The 17,657-nt window shown below is 66.6% G+C and carries 14 protein-coding genes; 9 read left to right on the forward strand and 5 right to left on the reverse strand.

Features of this window, described 5'->3' with window-relative positions; all coding sequences use genetic code 11:
* Positions 1–124 precede the first annotated feature (124 nt).
* The 6 genes from VD964_RS05135 to VD964_RS05160 all read left to right on the forward strand — a co-directional run bounded on the left by VD964_RS05135 (position 125) and on the right by VD964_RS05160 (position 7,879).
* Positions 125–1,222 (forward strand): extracellular solute-binding protein, encoded by a 1,098-nt coding sequence (locus VD964_RS05135; protein ID WP_324866234.1) that lies wholly within the window; start codon positions 125–127, stop codon positions 1,220–1,222.
* 98 nt (positions 1,223–1,320) lie between these two features.
* Positions 1,321–2,472 carry an ABC transporter ATP-binding protein gene (locus VD964_RS05140; RefSeq protein WP_324866236.1) on the forward strand — a complete coding sequence of 384 codons (1,152 nt, stop codon included), beginning with the start codon at positions 1,321–1,323 and terminating at the stop codon, positions 2,470–2,472.
* On the forward strand, positions 2,469–3,413 hold the full coding sequence (locus VD964_RS05145; protein ID WP_324866238.1) for an ABC transporter permease subunit: 945 nt from the start codon (positions 2,469–2,471) through the stop codon (positions 3,411–3,413). Before VD964_RS05140 ends, VD964_RS05145 begins: the two co-directional genes overlap by 4 nt.
* The gene (locus VD964_RS05150; RefSeq protein WP_014249599.1) at positions 3,410–4,243 is read left to right on the forward strand and encodes an ABC transporter permease subunit; all 834 of its coding nucleotides are present in this window, start codon (positions 3,410–3,412) and stop codon (positions 4,241–4,243) included. The genes VD964_RS05145 and VD964_RS05150 overlap by 4 nt, the downstream gene beginning before the upstream one ends.
* A gap of 561 nt (positions 4,244–4,804) precedes the next feature.
* Entirely contained in the window at positions 4,805–5,836 is a 1,032-nt protein-coding gene (locus tag VD964_RS05155) for an agmatine deiminase family protein (RefSeq protein ID WP_324866241.1), read from the forward strand.
* Positions 5,837–5,965: 129 nt separating this feature from the next.
* Entirely contained in the window at positions 5,966–7,879 is a 1,914-nt protein-coding gene (locus tag VD964_RS05160) for an AI-2E family transporter (RefSeq protein WP_324866243.1), read from the forward strand.
* A gap of 67 nt (positions 7,880–7,946) precedes the next feature.
* Here VD964_RS05160 and VD964_RS05165 read toward each other — a convergent pair whose 3' ends face one another.
* From VD964_RS05165 to VD964_RS05185, 5 genes are read right to left on the reverse strand one after another with little or no spacing between them, the layout of a single operon-like run.
* Positions 7,947–8,729 (reverse strand): GGDEF domain-containing protein, encoded by a 783-nt coding sequence (locus tag VD964_RS05165; RefSeq protein WP_324866245.1) that lies wholly within the window; start codon positions 8,727–8,729, stop codon positions 7,947–7,949.
* Positions 8,726–9,655: a HAMP domain-containing sensor histidine kinase gene (locus VD964_RS05170; protein WP_324866247.1), complete on the reverse strand. Its 930-nt coding sequence runs from the start codon at positions 9,653–9,655 to the stop codon at positions 8,726–8,728. The genes VD964_RS05165 and VD964_RS05170 overlap by 4 nt, the downstream gene beginning before the upstream one ends.
* 38 nt (positions 9,656–9,693) lie before the next feature.
* A complete protein-coding gene (siaC, locus tag VD964_RS05175) occupies positions 9,694–10,068 on the reverse strand; it encodes a biofilm regulation phosphoprotein SiaC (RefSeq protein ID WP_324866249.1) in 375 nt (124 codons plus the stop codon).
* 20 nt (positions 10,069–10,088) lie between these two features.
* A complete protein-coding gene (locus tag VD964_RS05180; RefSeq protein WP_324866251.1) occupies positions 10,089–10,634 on the reverse strand; it encodes a SiaB family protein kinase in 546 nt (181 codons plus the stop codon).
* 19 nt (positions 10,635–10,653) lie between these two features.
* On the reverse strand, positions 10,654–12,348 hold the full coding sequence (locus tag VD964_RS05185) for a SpoIIE family protein phosphatase (RefSeq protein ID WP_324866253.1): 1,695 nt from the start codon (positions 12,346–12,348) through the stop codon (positions 10,654–10,656).
* A 486-nt stretch (positions 12,349–12,834) separates the two neighbouring features.
* Between VD964_RS05185 and VD964_RS05190 the strand changes: the two genes are divergently transcribed.
* The 3 genes from VD964_RS05190 (at position 12,835) to polA (ending at position 17,521) form a co-directional block, all read left to right on the forward strand.
* Positions 12,835–13,653 (forward strand): transporter substrate-binding domain-containing protein, encoded by an 819-nt coding sequence (locus VD964_RS05190; RefSeq protein ID WP_324866255.1) that lies wholly within the window; start codon positions 12,835–12,837, stop codon positions 13,651–13,653.
* Positions 13,654–13,771: 118 nt separating this feature from the next.
* On the forward strand, positions 13,772–14,524 hold the full coding sequence (locus VD964_RS05195; RefSeq protein WP_324866257.1) for a response regulator transcription factor: 753 nt from the start codon (positions 13,772–13,774) through the stop codon (positions 14,522–14,524).
* A 90-nt stretch (positions 14,525–14,614) separates the two neighbouring features.
* On the forward strand, positions 14,615–17,521 hold the full coding sequence (gene polA / locus VD964_RS05200) for a DNA polymerase I (protein WP_324866259.1): 2,907 nt from the start codon (positions 14,615–14,617) through the stop codon (positions 17,519–17,521).
* Positions 17,522–17,657 lie beyond the last annotated feature (136 nt).

Here is a 17,657-nt window from a genome sequence, read left to right on the forward strand (position 1 = left end):
CCTGAAAACTCGACCCAAACCGTTGACAACATACCCGGGCCTGGGTGCAATAGCGCCCGCGAGCCGGGTGTGCCGTTGGGATGTGGCGGCGCCCGCAACACAGACGAACAGGTCGGGGCAAACCATGAAGAAATTCGCTCTCAGCCTCATCGGCGCGGTCGCGGCGATTGCCATCGCCGGCCCGGCGATGGCCCAGGCCAAGAAGCCGGTCAACATCTACATCTGGAACGACTATCTGGGTGAGACGACCCTCGCCGACTTTACCAAGGCCACGGGCGCTGAGACGAAGGTCGACCTGTACGACAGCCTGGAACTGCTGGAGCAGAAGGTGCTGGTCGGCAAGTCCGGCTACGACGTGATCGTGCCGACCGCGGAGCCGACCCTGTCGCGCCTGATCCAGGCGAAGGTCGTGGGGCCGCTCGACAAGTCGAAGATCCCCAACTACAAGAACATCGACCCCAAGGTCCTGAAGCTGCTGGAGAATTCCGATCCCGGCAACAAGTTCGCCGTGCCCTATCTCGGCGGGACCGTCGGCATCGCCATCATCCCGGAAAAGATCAAGGCCGTCGCCCCCGACGTTGCGCTGGACAGCTGGGACCTGATCTTCAAGCCGGAAGTGGCAAAGAAGGTTTCGGCCTGCGGCATCACCGTGATGGATTCGGCCATCGACGTCATCCCGTCGGTGCTGAACTATCTCGGCCTGGATCCGAACTCCGAAAAGAAGGAGGATCTGGAGAAGGTCGAAAAGACGCTGATGGCGGTCCGCCCCTACATCAAGCGCTTCGTGACGGGTGAGAACATCAACATCCTCGCCGGCGGCGATGCCTGCGTCGTGATGGCCTACAACGGCGACGCCATTCAGGGTGCCGCCCGCGCCGCCGAGGCCAAGAGCGCCAAGGTGGAATACATCACGCCGAAGGAAGGCGTGCAGGTCTGGTGGGACACGCTGGCGGTTCCGGCCGATGCGCCGAACAAGGACGGTGCGCACGAGTTCATCAACTTTGCGCTCGATCCGGCCAACATGGCGAACATCTCCAACAAGGTCAGCTACGCCAACGCGGTGCCTGGGTCGCTGGCGACGGTCGCCGACGACATCAAGTCGAACCCCGGCATCTTCCTGCCGGCCGACAGCAATCTGAAGCTGTTTTCGCTGAAGCAGATCAAGCAGGCCACCGACCGCGCCCGCACCCGCGTGTGGACCAAGGTCAAGACCGGCAAGTAAGCCGCCCCCCTGAGGCGCCGTTTCGTGGCGCCGGCCCGCCCCGGCCGATCCCCAGCGATGGGGAACTGCCGGGGCGTTGTCATGAAAGAGGATACCGGATGGCCGGTCAGCCGATTCGCAAGCCCACCCGCCTGGAACCGTGGCAGGACGCGGGCCAGACGCCTTATGTCCGCATCGAAAAGGTGACAAAGACGTTCGGCGACTTCGTCGCGGTGGACGAGGTCAGCCTGTCGATCTACCGAAACGAGTTCTTCGCCCTGCTCGGCGGCTCGGGCTCCGGCAAGACGACGCTGCTGCGCATGCTGGCGGGGTTCGAGCAGCCGACCGAGGGCAAGATCTTCATCGACGGCGTCGATATGGCCGGCATCCCGCCCTATGAGCGGCCGGTCAACATGATGTTCCAGTCCTACGCCCTGTTCCCCCACATGACGGTGGAGCAGAACGTCGCCTTCGGCCTGAAACAGGACGGGGTGGCGAAGGCGGAGATCCGCGACCGGGTGGAGGAGATGCTGGGCATGGTCCAGCTGTCGGCCTTCGGCAAGCGCCGCCCGCACCAGCTGTCCGGCGGCCAGCGCCAGCGCGTCGCGCTCGCCCGTTCGCTGGTCAAGCGGCCGAAGCTGCTTCTGCTGGACGAGCCGCTGGGGGCGCTCGACAAGAAGCTGCGCGAGCGCACGCAGTTCGAGCTGGTCAACATCCAGGAAAAGCTGGGCGTCACCTTCATCGTCGTGACCCACGACCAGGAAGAGGCGATGACCATGTCCTCGCGCATCGCCGTGATGAACCATGGCGTCATCGCGCAGGTGGGCACGCCGACCGAAATCTATGAATACCCGCACAACCGCTTCGTGGCGGAGTTCATCGGCTCGATCAACATGTTCGACGGTCGCGTCGTGGAGACCGACGGCGATCAGGTGATCGTCGCGTCGGAGGAGGCCGGCTGCGAGCTGCTGATCGCCCACGCCACCCCGGCGCCGGCCGGCTCCCCGGTCTCCGTCGCCATCCGGCCGGAGAAGATCGCGCTGTCGAAGGAGCCGGGCCCCGACGGCGACGGCCGCAACCGCACCACCGGAATCGTGCGGGAGATCGCCTATCTCGGCGACGTGTCGATCTATCTGGTGCAATTGCCGACCGGCAAGACGGTGCGCGTCACCGCCCCCAACGTCACCCGCCGCACCGAAATGCCGATCACCTGGGAGGACGAGGTGACCCTGACCTGGCGTCCCTTCGCCGGCGTGGTGCTGACCCAATGAGGACGGTCGTCGCCATCCTCGTTTCTGGCCTCAGCCGGATCGGGCTGTGGGGGCGCGGCGTGGTCGTCGCCGTCCCCTATCTGTGGCTGCTGCTGTTCTTCATGGTGCCCTTCCTGATCGTCTTCGGCATCAGCTTCTCCGAATCGATCATCGCCCAGCCGCCCTATTCGTCGCTGGTGGAATGGCTGACCGACGAGGATGCCGGCACCTCGAAGCTGCAGGTCCTGCTGAACATCAGCAATTACTTCCGGCTGGGCGGGGACGATCTCTACATCCTCGCCTACCTGAACTCGCTGAGGATCGCGGCGGTCACCACGCTGCTGTGCCTGGCGATCGGCTATCCCATGGCCTACGCCATCGCCAAGGCCGAGCCGTCGCGGCGCGGGCCGCTGATGATGCTGGTGATCCTGCCCTTCTGGACCAGCTTCCTGATCCGCATCTATGCCTGGATCGGCATCCTCAAGGGCAACGGCGTCATCAGCAATTTGCTGGAATGGACGGGCATCACCAGCGGTCCGGTGGAAATCCTCTATTCCGACTGGGCGGTCTATATCGGCATGACCTACTGCTATCTGCCCTTCATGGTGCTGCCGCTCTATTCGACGCTTGAGAAGATGGACCCCAGCCTGCTGGAGGCGGCGGCCGACCTCGGCTCGCGGCCTTTCAGATCCTTCCTGTCGATTACGCTGCCGCTGTCGCTGCCGGGTATCATCGCCGGTTCGCTGCTGGTCTTCATCCCGGCGGTGGGCGAGTTCGTGACTCCGGAACTGCTGGGCGGTCCCGACACGCTGATGATCGGCCGCGTGCTGTGGAACGAGTTCTTCGCCAACCGCGACTGGCCGGTCGCGTCGGCCGTCGCCATCGCGCTTCTGCTGGTCCTGGTGGTGCCGATCATGATCTTCCAGCATGTGCAGGGCAAACAGGCGGAGGCCGGCCGATGAAACGGATCGGGTTCCTGTCCTGGGCGCTGTGGTTCGGCTATGCCTTCCTCTACGTCCCCATCGCGTTGCTGATCGTCTACAGCTTCAACGAGTCGCGGCTGGTGACGGTGTGGAGCGGCTTCTCGACCAAATGGTATGCGGAACTGATCCACAACGACACCCTGCTGGACGCGGCCCTGCTGTCCTTCCAGGTGGCGGCGGTGTCGGCGACGCTGTCGGTGCTGCTGGGTACCTGCGCCGGGCTGGCGCTGGTCCGGTTCGGGCGGTTCCGCGGCCGGACGCTGTTCGGCGGCATGATCACCGCCCCGCTGGTCATGCCGGAGGTCATCACCGGCCTGTCGCTTCTGCTGCTGTTCGTGGCGATGGAGCAGTGGCTGGGCTGGCCCGACGGGCGCGGCATCACCACCATCACCATCGCCCACACCACCTTCACCATGTCCTACGTCGCGGTGGTCATCCAGTCGCGGCTTGCCGGCATGGACGGCAGCCTGGAAGAGGCGGCGATGGATCTGGGCGCCCGCCCGGCCAAGGTGTTCTTCGTCATCACCCTGCCGCTGATCGCCCCGGCGCTGGTCGCCGGGTGGCTGCTGGCCTTCACCCTGTCGCTGGACGACGTGGTGGTGGCGAGCTTCGTTTCCGGTCCCGGCTCGACGACGCTGCCGATGGTGATCTTCTCCAGCGTGAAGTTCGGCATCAGCCCGCAGATCAACGCGCTGGCCACCCTGATGGTGCTGGTGGTGGCGACCGGCATCTTCGTCGCCAGCATCGTCATGGCCCGCCAGGAGCGTCAGCGCAAACGCGACGAGCAGATGGCGATCCAGAACGGCTGAGCCTCGAGGATTGAGGTTAGCGCGGTCCGGCCGGAAGCATTTGCCGGCCGGTCCGCAGTCGTTTTCACCAGCCTACCCATCCGCGCTCGGCAGACCCGTGCCGCTACGGATGGCAATTGCCCGTTTCTTTTGCTATGTTGAAGCCATCGTCAACAGCGAAAGAGGCTGTGCCATGCGCGCGCTCCTGTGGTTCCCCTTGTTGAGGCTCGGATTCTTCAATCCCGTTTCCACTGCTTATTCGACCACCCGTACGGTCACCGCCCGCCGCGCCCTGCGCCCGCCGTCCGGCCACTGACCGGACTTCATGCCGGCTCCCTCTCCCGGCATGCCGACGCGACCCCTTGATCGCGTCCTTTGAAAAGTTCCTCTGCCATCAGGCCAAGTGCCCGCTGCCGTGGACGCGATTGCCAAACGCGCGCTCCCGTGGTTAGGGTGGGTTGGGATGAAAAATGTCCCGACCATACGGTGTGCCGGCCGGCTTTGGTGCCGCCGCCGTAATGGGCCAAGGGATATGCGCCCAAGGGATATGCGCAGAGAACAAAAGGGTAGAGGGATCGACGCATGACGACACCGAACGCCCCGACGCCGACGGGTCAAGGCTTCCACATGCCCGGCGAATGGGCTCGCCACAGCGGTTGCTGGATGGCGTGGCCGTGCCGGCCGGAAACCTGGCCGGAGGGCGCTTTCGACGCGGCATGCGACGCCTACGCCGAGGTCGCGCAGTCCATTTCCCGGTTCGAGCCGGTGACGATGGTGTGCGACCCGGCGGATGTGGCCGAAGCCTCGCTCGCCTGCGGTCCCGGCGTGCAGATCCTGCCGCTGCCGATCAGCGATTCCTGGATTCGCGATACCGGTCCCAGCTTCGTCGTCGACGGCAAGGGCGGGCTGGCCGGCGTGCACTGGGGCTTCAACGCCTGGGGCGGCAATTACGACGGCTGCGAGAAGGACCAACAGGTCGGCCGCCTGATTCTCGACCACCTCAAGCTTCCCTGCATTTCCGCCCCGCTGGTGATGGAGGGCGGCTCGTTCCATGTGGACGGGGAGGGGACGCTGATCACCACCGAACAATGCCTGCTGAACCCCAACCGCAATCCCGGCCTGTCGAAGGACGAGATCGAGCGGAACCTGAAGGACCATCTCGGCATCGAGACGGTCATCTGGTTGGGCGAGGGCTATCAGGACGACGAGACCGACGGCCATATCGACGAAATCGCGCTGTTCGTCCGCCCGGGCGTGGTGATGGCGATCACCACCGACGATCCCCGCGACGCCAATTTCAAGGCCTTCCAGGACAATCTCGACCGGCTGAAGCGCGCCCGCGACGCCAAGGGCCGCGCGCTCGAGGTCATCCCGATCCAGCAGCCCGCCCGCCGCGACGAGAACGGCGTGCGCCTGACCCTGTCCTACACCAACCTCTACATCGCCAATGGCGGCATCGTCATGCCGGCCTTCGAGGATCCGGCCGACGACGAGGCTTACCGTGTCGTCCGCAAGGCCTTCCCCGACCGCGAGGTGGTGCAGATCGCCGCCATGGACATCGTTCGCGGCGGCGGCGGCATCCACTGCATTACGCAACAGCAGCCGCTTCCCTGACGGCGGGTTCCTGACGACGACTTCCTGGCTGCGGCTCCCTCTCCGTCACTGCGTTCGGCGGGCGAGGGAACGCGTCGGTATGGCCGGTGTTCCTGTGGGGCATTCTCCCTTCCGGAAAGCCCGACGATCATGGCCGAGGACACCGCCCGCCGGCTGCAGGCACGCCCCATCGCGGTGACCAAGGCCGCGCCTCCCGCCTCGACCCAGACGATCCTGCTGATCATCACGCTGATCGTGGTGACGCTGTATCTGGCGGCCGACATCCTGATACCGATCGCGCTGGCGGTGCTGCTCGGCTTCGTGCTGACGCCCATCGTAAGCCGGCTGGAACGCTGGCATCTGGGCCGGGTGCCGTCGGTGCTGGCGGTGGTGGTCCTGCTGTTCATGGCCATCATCGGCTTCGGCGCGGTGGTGGGGAGCCAACTCGGCGATCTGGCGGAGAATCTGCCGACCTACCAGCGCAACATCCACACCAAGATCCAGACCCTGCGCACCGCCACCTCGTCGACCGGGGACCGCGGCGCGCTGAAGCAGGCGACCGACGCCTTCCGCGACCTTCAGCAGGAGTTGGAGAAGGCGACCGCCGGCGAACAGCCGGCGCAACCCGCGGCCGGTGCCGCTCCGGCCGCGCCACCATCCGGCACGCCCTCCGGCACGACTGCCAGCCCGCCGCGCCGGGAGCCGGTGCCGGTCCGCCTCGACCAATCCGATGCCGGCGTCTTCGACCTCGTGCGCCGGGTCCTTGGCCCGGCGATGACGCCGATCGCCATGGCCGGCCTGGTGCTGGTCTTCACCATCTTCATGCTGTTGCAGCGCGAGGATCTGCGCGACCGCCTGATCCGGCTGGTCGGGTCCGGCGATCTCAGCCGCACCACGGAGGCGATGAACGATGCGGGCGAGCGGGTCAGCCGCTACCTGTTGATGCAGGTGGTGGTCAATGTCACCTACGGCATTCCGATCGGCATCGGCCTGTGGCTGCTCGGCGTGCCGAATCCGCTGCTTTGGGGGCTGATGGCGACGGTGCTGCGCTTCATCCCCTTCCTGGGGCCGGTGATCGCCTCGGCCTTTCCCATCCTGCTGTCCTTTGCGGTCGACACCGGTTGGACCCTGCCCCTGCTGTGCATCGCATTGTTCGTGGCGGTGGAGCTGTTTTCCAACAATGTGGTGGAGCCCTGGCTCTACGGGACGGCGACCGGCCTGTCCTCGCTCGCCATCATCATCGCGGCGGTGGTGTGGACGACTTTGTGGGGGCCGGTCGGCCTGCTGCTGGCCACGCCGCTGACCGTCTGCCTCGTGGTGCTGGGCCGCCACGTGCCGCAGCTGCATTTCCTGGAGGTGATGCTGGGCGACCGCCCCGTCCTGCCCGACGAGGCGAAGGTTTACCAGCGCCTGCTGGCCCGCGATCCGGTCGAGGCGACCGAGATCGCGGAGGAACGGCTCGGCAAGGGCACCCCGGTGGAAATGGCGGACGGCTTGCTGCTGCCCGCCCTGTCGCTGGCCGAGCAGGACCGCCAGCGCGGGACCCTGAACCCTGAGGGCCGTCAGGCGGTGGCGGACGGGATGGCGAGCCTGCTGGACGAACTGTCCGAAACCGGCACTCCGCCGGAGGATGCGCCACGGGTGCTCTGCATCGGCGCCCGCAACAATCTGGACGAGGCGGCGGCCGGGCTGCTCGCCTACCTGCTGACCGGCCGCGGCATCCGCACCGATGTGATCCCGTGCGAGAAGGTGTCGACCAGGGCCATCGCCAGCCTCGGCACGGCGGGCATCGACGCGGTGGTTCTGTCCTCCCTCAACCCCTCGTCGCTGGGTCATTCGCGCCGGCTGCTGCGCCGGCTGCGCCTGCATTTCGGTCCCCGCCTGCCGATCCTGCTCTGCCTGTGGAGCGCCCACCCCGATGCCGAAGTGCCGGAACGCGCAAGTGCGGAGACCGATGCCAATCTGGTCGCCACCGGGATGGCCGGCGCCCTGGCGCAGCTGGAGGAATTGCAGATCGTCGCTGCGGCACCGGCAGCCGCCGAGCCGCAGGTCGATACGGATTGAGAAGGGGCGGATTGAGAAGGGGCGGATTGAGAAAGGGTGGATTGAGAAAGGCCGGCATCACGGCGGCTTATGCCGCTGTGGCCCACCTGTTTCGTCCGGCGCGCTTGGCAATGTAGAGCGCATCGTCGGCGGCCTGGATGCAGTCGTCCGCGGTCCTCCCGGACCGGTAGGCGGCGACGCCCAGGCTGAGCGTGACGGCGATGCTGTTCCCCTGGTGGGCGATGGGTTGGTGGGCGATCAGCCCGCGCAGCTTTTCCGCCACCGCTTCCGCCTGGATCTGATCGGTGTCCGGCAGAAGGATCAGGAACTCCTCCCCGCCCCAGCGGGCGCACAGGTCATGCCCGCGCAGGTTCCGGCGCAACAGACCTGCGGCCTCCACCAGCACGTGATCGCCCGCGGCATGGCCGAAGGCGTCGTTGACCTCCTTGAAATGGTCGATGTCCAACATGATCAGGGCGAAGCCGCCGCTACCGCCGCCGTTCCGGCCGACGCGGCACAGCTCGGCTTCCAGGCGATCGACCATATGGCGGCGGTTGGGCAGTTCTGTCAGCGGATCGGTCTGCGAGGCCGCATGCAGCGCCTGGGCCATCTGCCGCGTGTCGGTCTGCATGCGGTCACTGATCTTGGCGATCTTCGTCAGCTGGCGCATCAGCTTCAGGTGTTCGTCCGCCAGGGCGCGGAATTCGGTCATCAGCGGGTGGGCAGCGTAATCCTCGTTTTCGGCGAGGCGGGCGAGCCAGTCCTGGAGCTTCTGTTCCTGCAGCATCATCCCCACCGTTCCCCGCCGCAGTGCCCAGCGCCTGGGCAGGCCCGTTACCCTCGCGTCACCGGACTTCGCGCCGCCGCTCATGTCGCCGGCTCCGTCATGGACGGCTCCGGTACAGGCGGTTCCGCCGCAACCGCAGCCGCCTGAGCGGGAGTGGTGCGGGCGAGCGGCAGGCGGACCGTGAAGGCGGCGCCTTGACCGGGCTGGCTCGCCACCGTGATCCCGCCGCCGTGGGTCTCCACGATGCAGCGGGCGAGATGCAGCCCCAAACCCGCGCCGGTGGTGCCGGCGGCGTTGGACGCCCGGAAATACTTGTCGAACAGCCGCGCCGCGTCGGCCGCATTGACGCCGATCCCTTCGTCCGCCACCCGCACCGTCACGTGCCCCTCGCCGGTGGAGAGGTCGAGGCGGATCGTCCCTCCGTTCGGCGAGTACTTCACAGCGTTCTCCAGCAGGTTGGAAAACACAACGGCCAAAAGGTCGCGGTCGCCGGGAATTGGCACCGGCCGATCGACGCCCTGCAGTTCGACCCTGTGGCCGGCCGCCGACGCCCCCATGTCCCCCACCAGCCCCGTCAGCATGGCGGCGAGGTCGAAGGCCGTCGGCCGGGCGGCGGCGGTCCCCAGCCGTTCATCGGTCAGGCAGCGCTCGATCAGGTGAAGCATCCGCTGCACCGCGTTGCGGATCTTTCCCACCCGCGGCATGGCCGAGACCGGCAGCTTCGGCTCCAGCTCCAGCAATTGCGAGGCGCTGTCGATGATCGCCAGCGGCGTGCGGAACTCGTGGCTGACCATCAGAACGAATTGGCGCTGCTGGAGCGCCATCTCCTTCGTCTCGGTCTGCAGCCGGTCGCTGATCTTGGCGATCTTGCGGAACTGGTGCAACAGCTTGCCATGCCGCTCCGCCAGCTTCTGGAATTCCGCCAGCAGAGGATTGTCGGCATTGGCCGGATCCTGGGCCAGCCGCTCGATCCACTGACGAAGCTCCTGTTCCTGCGACCGCATCGTCATCTCGGGTGCTCAGTTCATTTCGGCTGATGGACGCGTCATCAATGGGCGAGGATCTCGAAGGGCAGGGAGACGTCTTCCGCGAACTCCTCCGCCATGTCGAGAGCGCGGTCGTTGTCGCTGTCGTAATGCCAGCGCACCGATACGGTCTGGCCCTTCTGATGGGCGACGTCCAGCATCTCCAGCACGTCGATCATGCATTTGATGCTGCTGGTGTTCAGATAGCTGAGCCCGATGTCCAGCACCACCGAAGGCGCCGGTTCCTTCAAATACTCCTCCAGCCAGCTGAACACCGGCGCGTAGAAATCGAAGGAGTTTTCCGGGTAGGACTCCCCCTCGATGCGCAGGAGGCCGGCCGCCGGATCGAAATCGATCAGGGGCGAGCAGGAGGTTGCCTCGATCCGCAAACTGTCCATTATGCGTGTTCCGTGATTTCTTATAGCTGGACTTCAAGGCTGAAGAAGAAATAGCGGTCGTCCACCGCGCGCAGCGAATATTCCAGCGGCCGGGTGGCCTTGCGCGCCATGTCGATCAGGCCCAGGCCGGCGCCGCTGGCACCCGCTTCGCGCGGCTTGCGCGACTGTTCCTTGTAGGCGGCCTTCAGCCCCGCCTTGTCCAGGCCGCGCAGCTTCTCCAGCATCGCCGACAGGCCGGGAACGTCGTCCGCCTCGACCAGATTGCCGGAGCTGACGACGTAATGTTCGTCCTCCTTGCCGATCACGACGATGCCGCTGTTCGCGGGGATCGGTCTGCCCAGCGCTTCGCGCGACGCCGTATAGTTGCGGACGTTCTGCGCCTGCTCCACATAGACGGAGAAGACGTCCATGATCGCCGATTTCTCGATCTGCTCATTTTCCAGGTGATTGCGGACCGCCTTGCCCAGCTCTTCGATGACGCTGTGGCTGAAGGGTCCGCTGAAGCAGATCAGCAGCTTCTGCCGCGACAGCAGCTCCTGCAGGTTGAAGAGTTCGTTGCCTTTCATCGTACCTTGACGACCTGCCTTACGGGTGGATGAACTGGGAGGAGGGGCCGGCGGCCCCGGAAACCGCTGCGGCCGATGCCGGTGACAGCGAGAAGCCGATCAGTGTGATGTCGTCGCGCTGGGCACGGTCGCCCTGGTGGTCGGCCAGAGCCTGCGCGAAGGCGGCCTTGCGGTCCGCCATGGGAATGGCTTCGTGATCGAGCAGCATGGCGTTGAAGCGCCGGTTGCCGAACCCGAACCCGCGGGCGCCGCCTGCCTGGTCGAGGAAACCGTCGGTGGTGAGGTAGAAACTGCGGCCCGGCGCCAGTTCCACCCGGTGGGTGGTGAAGCGGTGGCCGATGTCCGACCGGCGGTAGCCCAGGCTCTGGGCGTCGCCCTTCACCTCGCTGACCGATGCGGAGCCGCCGACCTTGGCATTGCCGCCTTGGGTATCGACGATGTGCAGCCCGATCCGGCCGCCGGCGAACAGCAGGTCGCCGCGGTCCGGCCGCACCAGGCAAAGCCCGATGTCCAGCCCGTTGTCGAAGCGCGGGTTGTCCCGCCCGCGGGCCAGCGCCGAGCGCACCATGCGGTTCAGCCGGCCGAGGATCGCCGCGGGATCGCTGTCGGGCGTGTCGGACAGCACATGGTCGAGGATGGCCGAAACCGTCATCGTCATGAAGGCGCCCGGCACGCCGTGGCCGGAGCAGTCGGCGACGCCGATCAGGAAGCGGCCGTCCTCCAACTCGCGGAAGATATGGAAATCGCCGCCCACCACGTCGCGCGGGCGCCAGAGCACGCAGACACCGTCCAGCCGCCGCGCCATCTCGCGCTCGTCGGGCAGGATGGCCGACTGCAGCAGGCTGGCATATTGGATGCTGTCCATGACCTGACGGTTCACCACCGCCAGCTGCTCGTTGGACTGGCGCAGCTCTTCCGTCCGTTCGGCGACACGCTGTTCCAACCGTTCGGTGTAGTCGTGGACGGTTTCCGCCATGTGGTTGAAGGCGACGGTCAACTGCCCGATCTCGTCGGCGCGGCGGTTGCGCAGCCGCACCCGGTAGTCGCCGGCCGCGATGGCGCCGGCCGATCGGGTCAGCCGGGCGAGCGGCGCCAGGACCAGCCGGTTCAGCAGGATGCTGATCATGCCGATGACGGCCAGCAGGGAGAAGAAGACCAGCCCGGCCATCGGAGCCAGCGCGGTCATGGTGGCGCTTTCCGCCTCCTCCAGCGAATAGGTCAGGCGCAGCAGGCCGACCATGGTGCGTTCGCCGCTGCTACCGGAAATGGAAATCTGGCGTTCGACGGTCGTCAGTTCCGCCCGTCCCGCGGGGCGTTCCAGCGCCACCAGCGGTTCGCCATGGCCGCCGCGGCCACCCGAGGCCGCCCACACCTTGACGCTGCGAACGGCGGCATCCTCGGCCATCAGGCCGCGGATCATTCCCTCCACCGCGCGGGTATCGAACTCCCACACCGCCTGACCCATGGCCGAGGCCTGGAGCGTGCCGACCAGCATGGCGCGGTGGGTCACCGCCTCGCGCTGCTGGCGGCCGACCAGGACGGACGAAACGCCCATGGCGACCATTCCGACCAGCAGAGTGCAGCCGACGATCATCAGGATGACGCGGGTCAGCAGCGACGATCCGCCGGCGCGGGCGGCGTCCTCGTCCGTGCCGCGGGGGCCGGAGCCGCGAAGCGTATAGGATTCGGTGTCGTCCCATCCTGTGACGCTCATCCACATCCTCCTGACCCGGGTGACCGGGGCGCGTTCGTTCATGACGGTCTTCATGGCAGCCCCGGTCCGGTTGACCGGGAGTGCGGTAGTCCCACGCCCATCAGTAAATCCACCCCTGCGTGCAATGCGCCGACAGTCATCGAAAGGGCCGGCGGGCATGATGCGTGTGGCGGATGAGCCTATCCATAGCACGATCGTTTTAGCCAGTCGTGAAATAACATTCGGCAATGGCTTTCTTCATTGTCAGAAAGCCCGAGAGAATGGGAACGACCGGCAACCAGGGGCGACCAATGTCGTCCAATTGCAACGAACTGTAACGGACGCCGGCCGAATAGTGTCTTGGGTGGAGCGAAGCCGTTGCCCGGTATGGGATTTTCGGTGGACGGCCGCACAGTTGCCCATGCTACCTTCCCGCCCGCCGCTTCCCGGCCCGCCGCTTGCCGGTAGGACGGTCGCGGCCTGTACCGCAATGGTGGAGGGCGAAGGATGGCGTTCGGTGTTCGTGCATTCGGTGCCGCAGGGGTCTTTTCCGCCACGCTCGCCGCCGCCCTTCACATGGCGGCGTCACCTGCCGCGGCCCGTCCGGTGACGGTGCTGGCGCCCGAACTGCCGCCGATGATGACCGCCGACGGCACCGGGCGCGAGGCCTCCATCATCGCCGAGACGCTGGCGGCCTGCGGCCATGAAGCACGCTTCAAGGTCGTGCCGTTCGGCCGCCATTGGAACGATTTCCGCGAGGGCGCCCAGGTCGATGCCGTCACCACCGTGCCCGCCGGCATGGAGATGCCGGGCGCGCGCTCCGTCCCCTACATCCTGTACCAGAACGGCGCGTCGATTCTGAAGAGCAGCGGCCTGACCGTGAAGTCGCTGGCCGATCTGGCGGGCAAGCGGGTGATCACATTCTCCGGCGCGCCCGATGTCCTGCCCGGCCTGCGCGATGCGATCCCGAGCTTCGGTGATTTCCGCGAGCGCGCCGACCAGATGGTGCATTCCAACCTGCTGTTCGCCGGCCGGGTCGACGCGGTCCTAGCCGACGGGCTGATCTTCGCCGAATACAACCGCCAGCTTCAGGACAAGGCCAAGGCTGGTGGCGGCCTGCCCTTCGACCCGGCCCAGCCGGTGCAGTTCACCGCCATCTTCCCGCCGACACCCTACAGCATGGTGTTCCGCGACGAGTCGCTGCGCGGCGACTTCGACCGCTGCCTTGCAGAGCTGAAGGGGAAGGGCCGGGTCGATGCCATCGACAAGGCCGCGGTCGCGCGCTACTCCGCGACCGTGGGCGACCAGTACCTGTCCCATAGGTAAAGCTGTGGAACCGATCTTGCGCGGAACCGGTTTGGTCCGGTCGAACCGATTGGGTTTGCGTAACCCGATTGGGTGATTAATATAATCTCATACGAATGTGAATGGGGGCATAGGCGTCGTGGCCCGGATCATTGTGGTCGAAGACGAAGCCGACCTTCGTGACGATCTCGTCGAATATCTCGACCGCTGCGGGTTCGAGGTGCGGGGGGCGTCGCGTGGTGCGGAGCTGGACCGGCTGCTGGAAAGCGGCCCGGCCGACGTCATCGTGCTCGACATCAACCTGCCCGATGAGGATGGGTTCTCGGTCGCGCGGCGCATCCGCGCCTCGTCCCATGCCGCCATCATCATGCTGACGGCGCGGTCCGGCCTGATCGACCGGGTCATCGGGCTGGAACTCGGGGCCGACGTCTATCTGGTCAAGCCGGTCGATTTCCGGGAGGTGGAGGCGCAGGTCAAGGCGCTGATGCGCCGGATGCAGAAGGGGACCGCTCCGCTCACGGCACCGGAGCCGACGTCCGCCGCACCGGCGGTCACGGCCGACGCGCGCAAGGCCTGGGTGTTCGACGACATTGAATGGCGCATCCAGCCGCCGACCGGCGCCGCCGTGCCGCTGACCGCGACCGAGTACAAGTTCCTCTCCCTGCTGGTCACCGCTCCCGGCGAGCCGGTGACCCGCCAGGACATCTCCGTGGCGCTGACCGGCCGCGACTGGGATCCCTACAGCCGCTCCATCGATTCGCTGGTCCGCCGCCTGCGCATCAAGGTGGAGGAGCGCAGCGGCTGCGCCCTGCCGGTTCAGGCGGTGCACGGTGTCGGCTATGCCTTCGTCGGCCCGGTGGTCAGCAGCGTGGTCGAGGACAGCACGCCCTGATCTCAGGCCGCTGATATCCGGTCTCGGCACTCGACTCACGGGCCTCCTTCGGCGATGGTAGCGCCCGCAAGGAAGGGACGAGAGACCATCATGACCGACGCCACCGCTGCCTCCCAGAACGACGCCGCCGGGCTCCCCGCCGCCTCCAACGGCGACGGCAGCGGGCTGTATCTGGTCGACGGCTCCGGCTTCATCTTCCGCGCCTTCCACGCGCTGCCGATGCTGACGCGGCCGGACGGCACGCCGGTGAACGCGGTGCTGGGCTTCTCCAACATGCTGCTGAAGCTGCTGGCCGACGCCAGGGCGGAAGCGGTGGCGGTCGTCTTCGACAGCAAGCGCCTGAATTTCCGCAACGAGTTCTATCCCGACTACAAGGCCCATCGCCCGGAACCGCCGGAGGAGTTGAAGCCCCAGTTCGCCCTGATCCGCGAGGCGACGGAGGCCTTCTGCCTGCCCTGCCTGGAACTGGAGGGCTATGAGGCCGACGACCTGATCGCCACCTACGCCCGTCTGGCGCAGGAGGCCGGGCGTCAGGTCACCATCGTGTCGTCGGACAAGGACCTGATGCAGCTGGTCCGCCCCGGCGTCGGCATGTTCGACCCGATGAAGAACAAGGCCATCGGCCCCGACGAGGTGTTCGAGAAGTTCGGCGTGCCGCCGGAGAAGGTTGTGGACGTCCAGGCGCTGGCCGGCGACAGCGTCGACAATGTCCCCGGCGTGCCCGGCATCGGCGTGAAGACCGCCGCCCAGCTGATCACCGAATATGGCGACCTGGAAGCCTTGCTGGCCAATGCCGAGAAGATCAAGCAGCCGGCCCGCCGCCAGAAGCTGATCGAGTTCGCCGATCAGGCCCGCGTCTCCCGCCGTCTGGTCCTGCTGGACGAGAACGTGCCGCCGCCCAAGCCTCTGGACGAGCTGCGCGTGCGCGAGCCCGATCACCAGCGCCTGATCGACTTCCTGCGCGCCCAGGGGTTCCGCAGCATCGTCTCGCGTGTCGAGATGGAGATGCAGAAGGACGGCCGCATCGCCGATGGCGCCGGAAGCGCGCTCCCGTCCCCCGGGTCCGCACCCACGCCCGCAGCGAAGTCCCCCGCGCCCACCCCGACACCGGCCGAAGAAAACCGCCCGGCCCGCAAGACGGTGCTGAATGTGCCGGAGGTGCGCTACGAGCTGGTGCAGGATGCCGACACGCTGCGCCGCTGGGTCGAGCGGGCGCGGGAAACCGGCGTGCTGGCGGTGGATACGGAGACCGACAGCCTGACCCCCGCCACCGCCACGCTGGTCGGCGTGTCGCTGTCGACCGAGCCCGGCATCGCCTGCTACATCCCGTTGGCCCATGGCGCGTCCACCGCCGCCGCCGGCCAGCTGGACTTCGACGCCCCGCCGCCGCCGGTGCAGATCCCGACGGTCGAGGCGATGGCGATCCTGAAGGACGTGCTGGAGGACCCGTCGGTCCTGAAGATCGGCCACAACTTCAAGTTCGACCACCAGCTCTTCGCCCGCAACGGAATCGCGGTGTCGCCGGTGGACGACAGCATGCTGATCTCCTACGTGCTGGACGGCGGCGCCCACGGCCACGGCATGGACGAGCTGGCGGAGATGCATCTCGCCTATACGCCGATCCCCTTCAAGGAGGTCTGCGGCACCGGCAAGAACCAGATCACCTTCGACCGCGTGCCGCTGGACAAGGCGCTGGCCTATGCCGCCGAGGACGCCGACATCACGCTGCGCCTGTGGACGCTGCTGAAGCCGCGGCTGGTCGACGACCGCATGGTCACCGTCTATGAGACTCTGGACCGCCCGCTGGTCCCGGTGGTGGCGGACATGGAGCGGGCCGGCGTGCGCATCGACAAGAAGGCGCTGTCCGACCTGTCGCAGAGCCTGTCCATCCGCCTCGCCGAGATCGAGAAGGACGTCCACGCGCTGGCCGGCCAGAGCTTCAACATCGGCTCGCCCAAGCAGCTGGGCGAGATCCTGTTCGACACGCTGAAGCTCGGCACCGGCAAGAAGGGCAAGACCGGCGCCTATTCCACCGACAGCAGCGTGCTGGAGGAGTTGGCGGAGCAGGGCCACACCATCGCCCAGCGCGTCCTGGACTGGCGCCAGCTCGCCAAGTTGAAGAGCACCTACACCGACGCGCTGCAGGAGAAGATCTCCCCCGTCACCGGCCGGGTCCACACCGCCTTCGCGCTGGCGGCGACCAACACCGGCCGCCTGTCCTCCACCGATCCCAACCTGCAGAACATCCCGGTCCGGACGGAGGAGGGCAAGAAGATCCGCCGCGCCTTCGTGGCATCCCCCGGCCACAAGCTGCTGAGCGTCGATTATTCGCAGATCGAGCTGCGTCTGGTGGCGGAGATGGCGAACATCCAGGCGTTGAAGGACGCCTTCCGCGACGGCCTGGACATTCACGCCGCCACCGCCGCCCAGGTCTTCGGCATCCCGCTGGATCAGATGACGCCGGACATCCGCCGCAAGGCCAAGGCGATCAACTTCGGCATCATCTACGGCATCTCCGGCTTCGGCCTGGGCCGCCAGTTGGGCATCGCGCCCGGCGAGGCCAACGCCTTCATCAAGACCTATCTGGAGCGCTTCCACGAGTTGAAGGTGTGGATGGAGTCGATCAAGGCCTTCGCCCGCCAGCACGGCTATGTGGTGACGCTGTTCGGCCGCCGCTGCTACATGCCCGGCATCCAGGACAAGAACGCCGCCCGCCGCGCCTTCGCCGAGCGCCAGGCCATCAACGCCCCCATCCAGGGCACCGCCGCCGACATCATGAAGCGCGCCATGAACCGCATGCCCGCAGCCCTGGCCGCGGCGGGAAGCAGCGCGCGGATGCTGCTGCAGGTGCACGACGAACTGCTGTTCGAGGTCCCGGAAGCGGAGGCCGAGGACGCGGCGCGCATCGTGCGCGGGGTGATGGAGGGCGCCGCGCATCTCGGCGTGCCGCTGGTGGCGGAGGCGGGGATCGGGGACAATTGGGAGGAGGCGCATTGAGGAAGGCTGTTCAGCACACGCATCTATAATCCTATATACAGGGCACCTAATGCATTGATCTGGAACGCCCATCCTGTGAATACGGCAGGGCTACCGATGAATAATGCGTGAAACTCTCTGTCATGCTGTAGCCTTA

Origin of the sequence: Azospirillum sp. (genome assembly GCF_035628975.1) — a bacterium.
GTDB lineage: Bacteria > Pseudomonadota > Alphaproteobacteria > Azospirillales > Azospirillaceae > Azospirillum.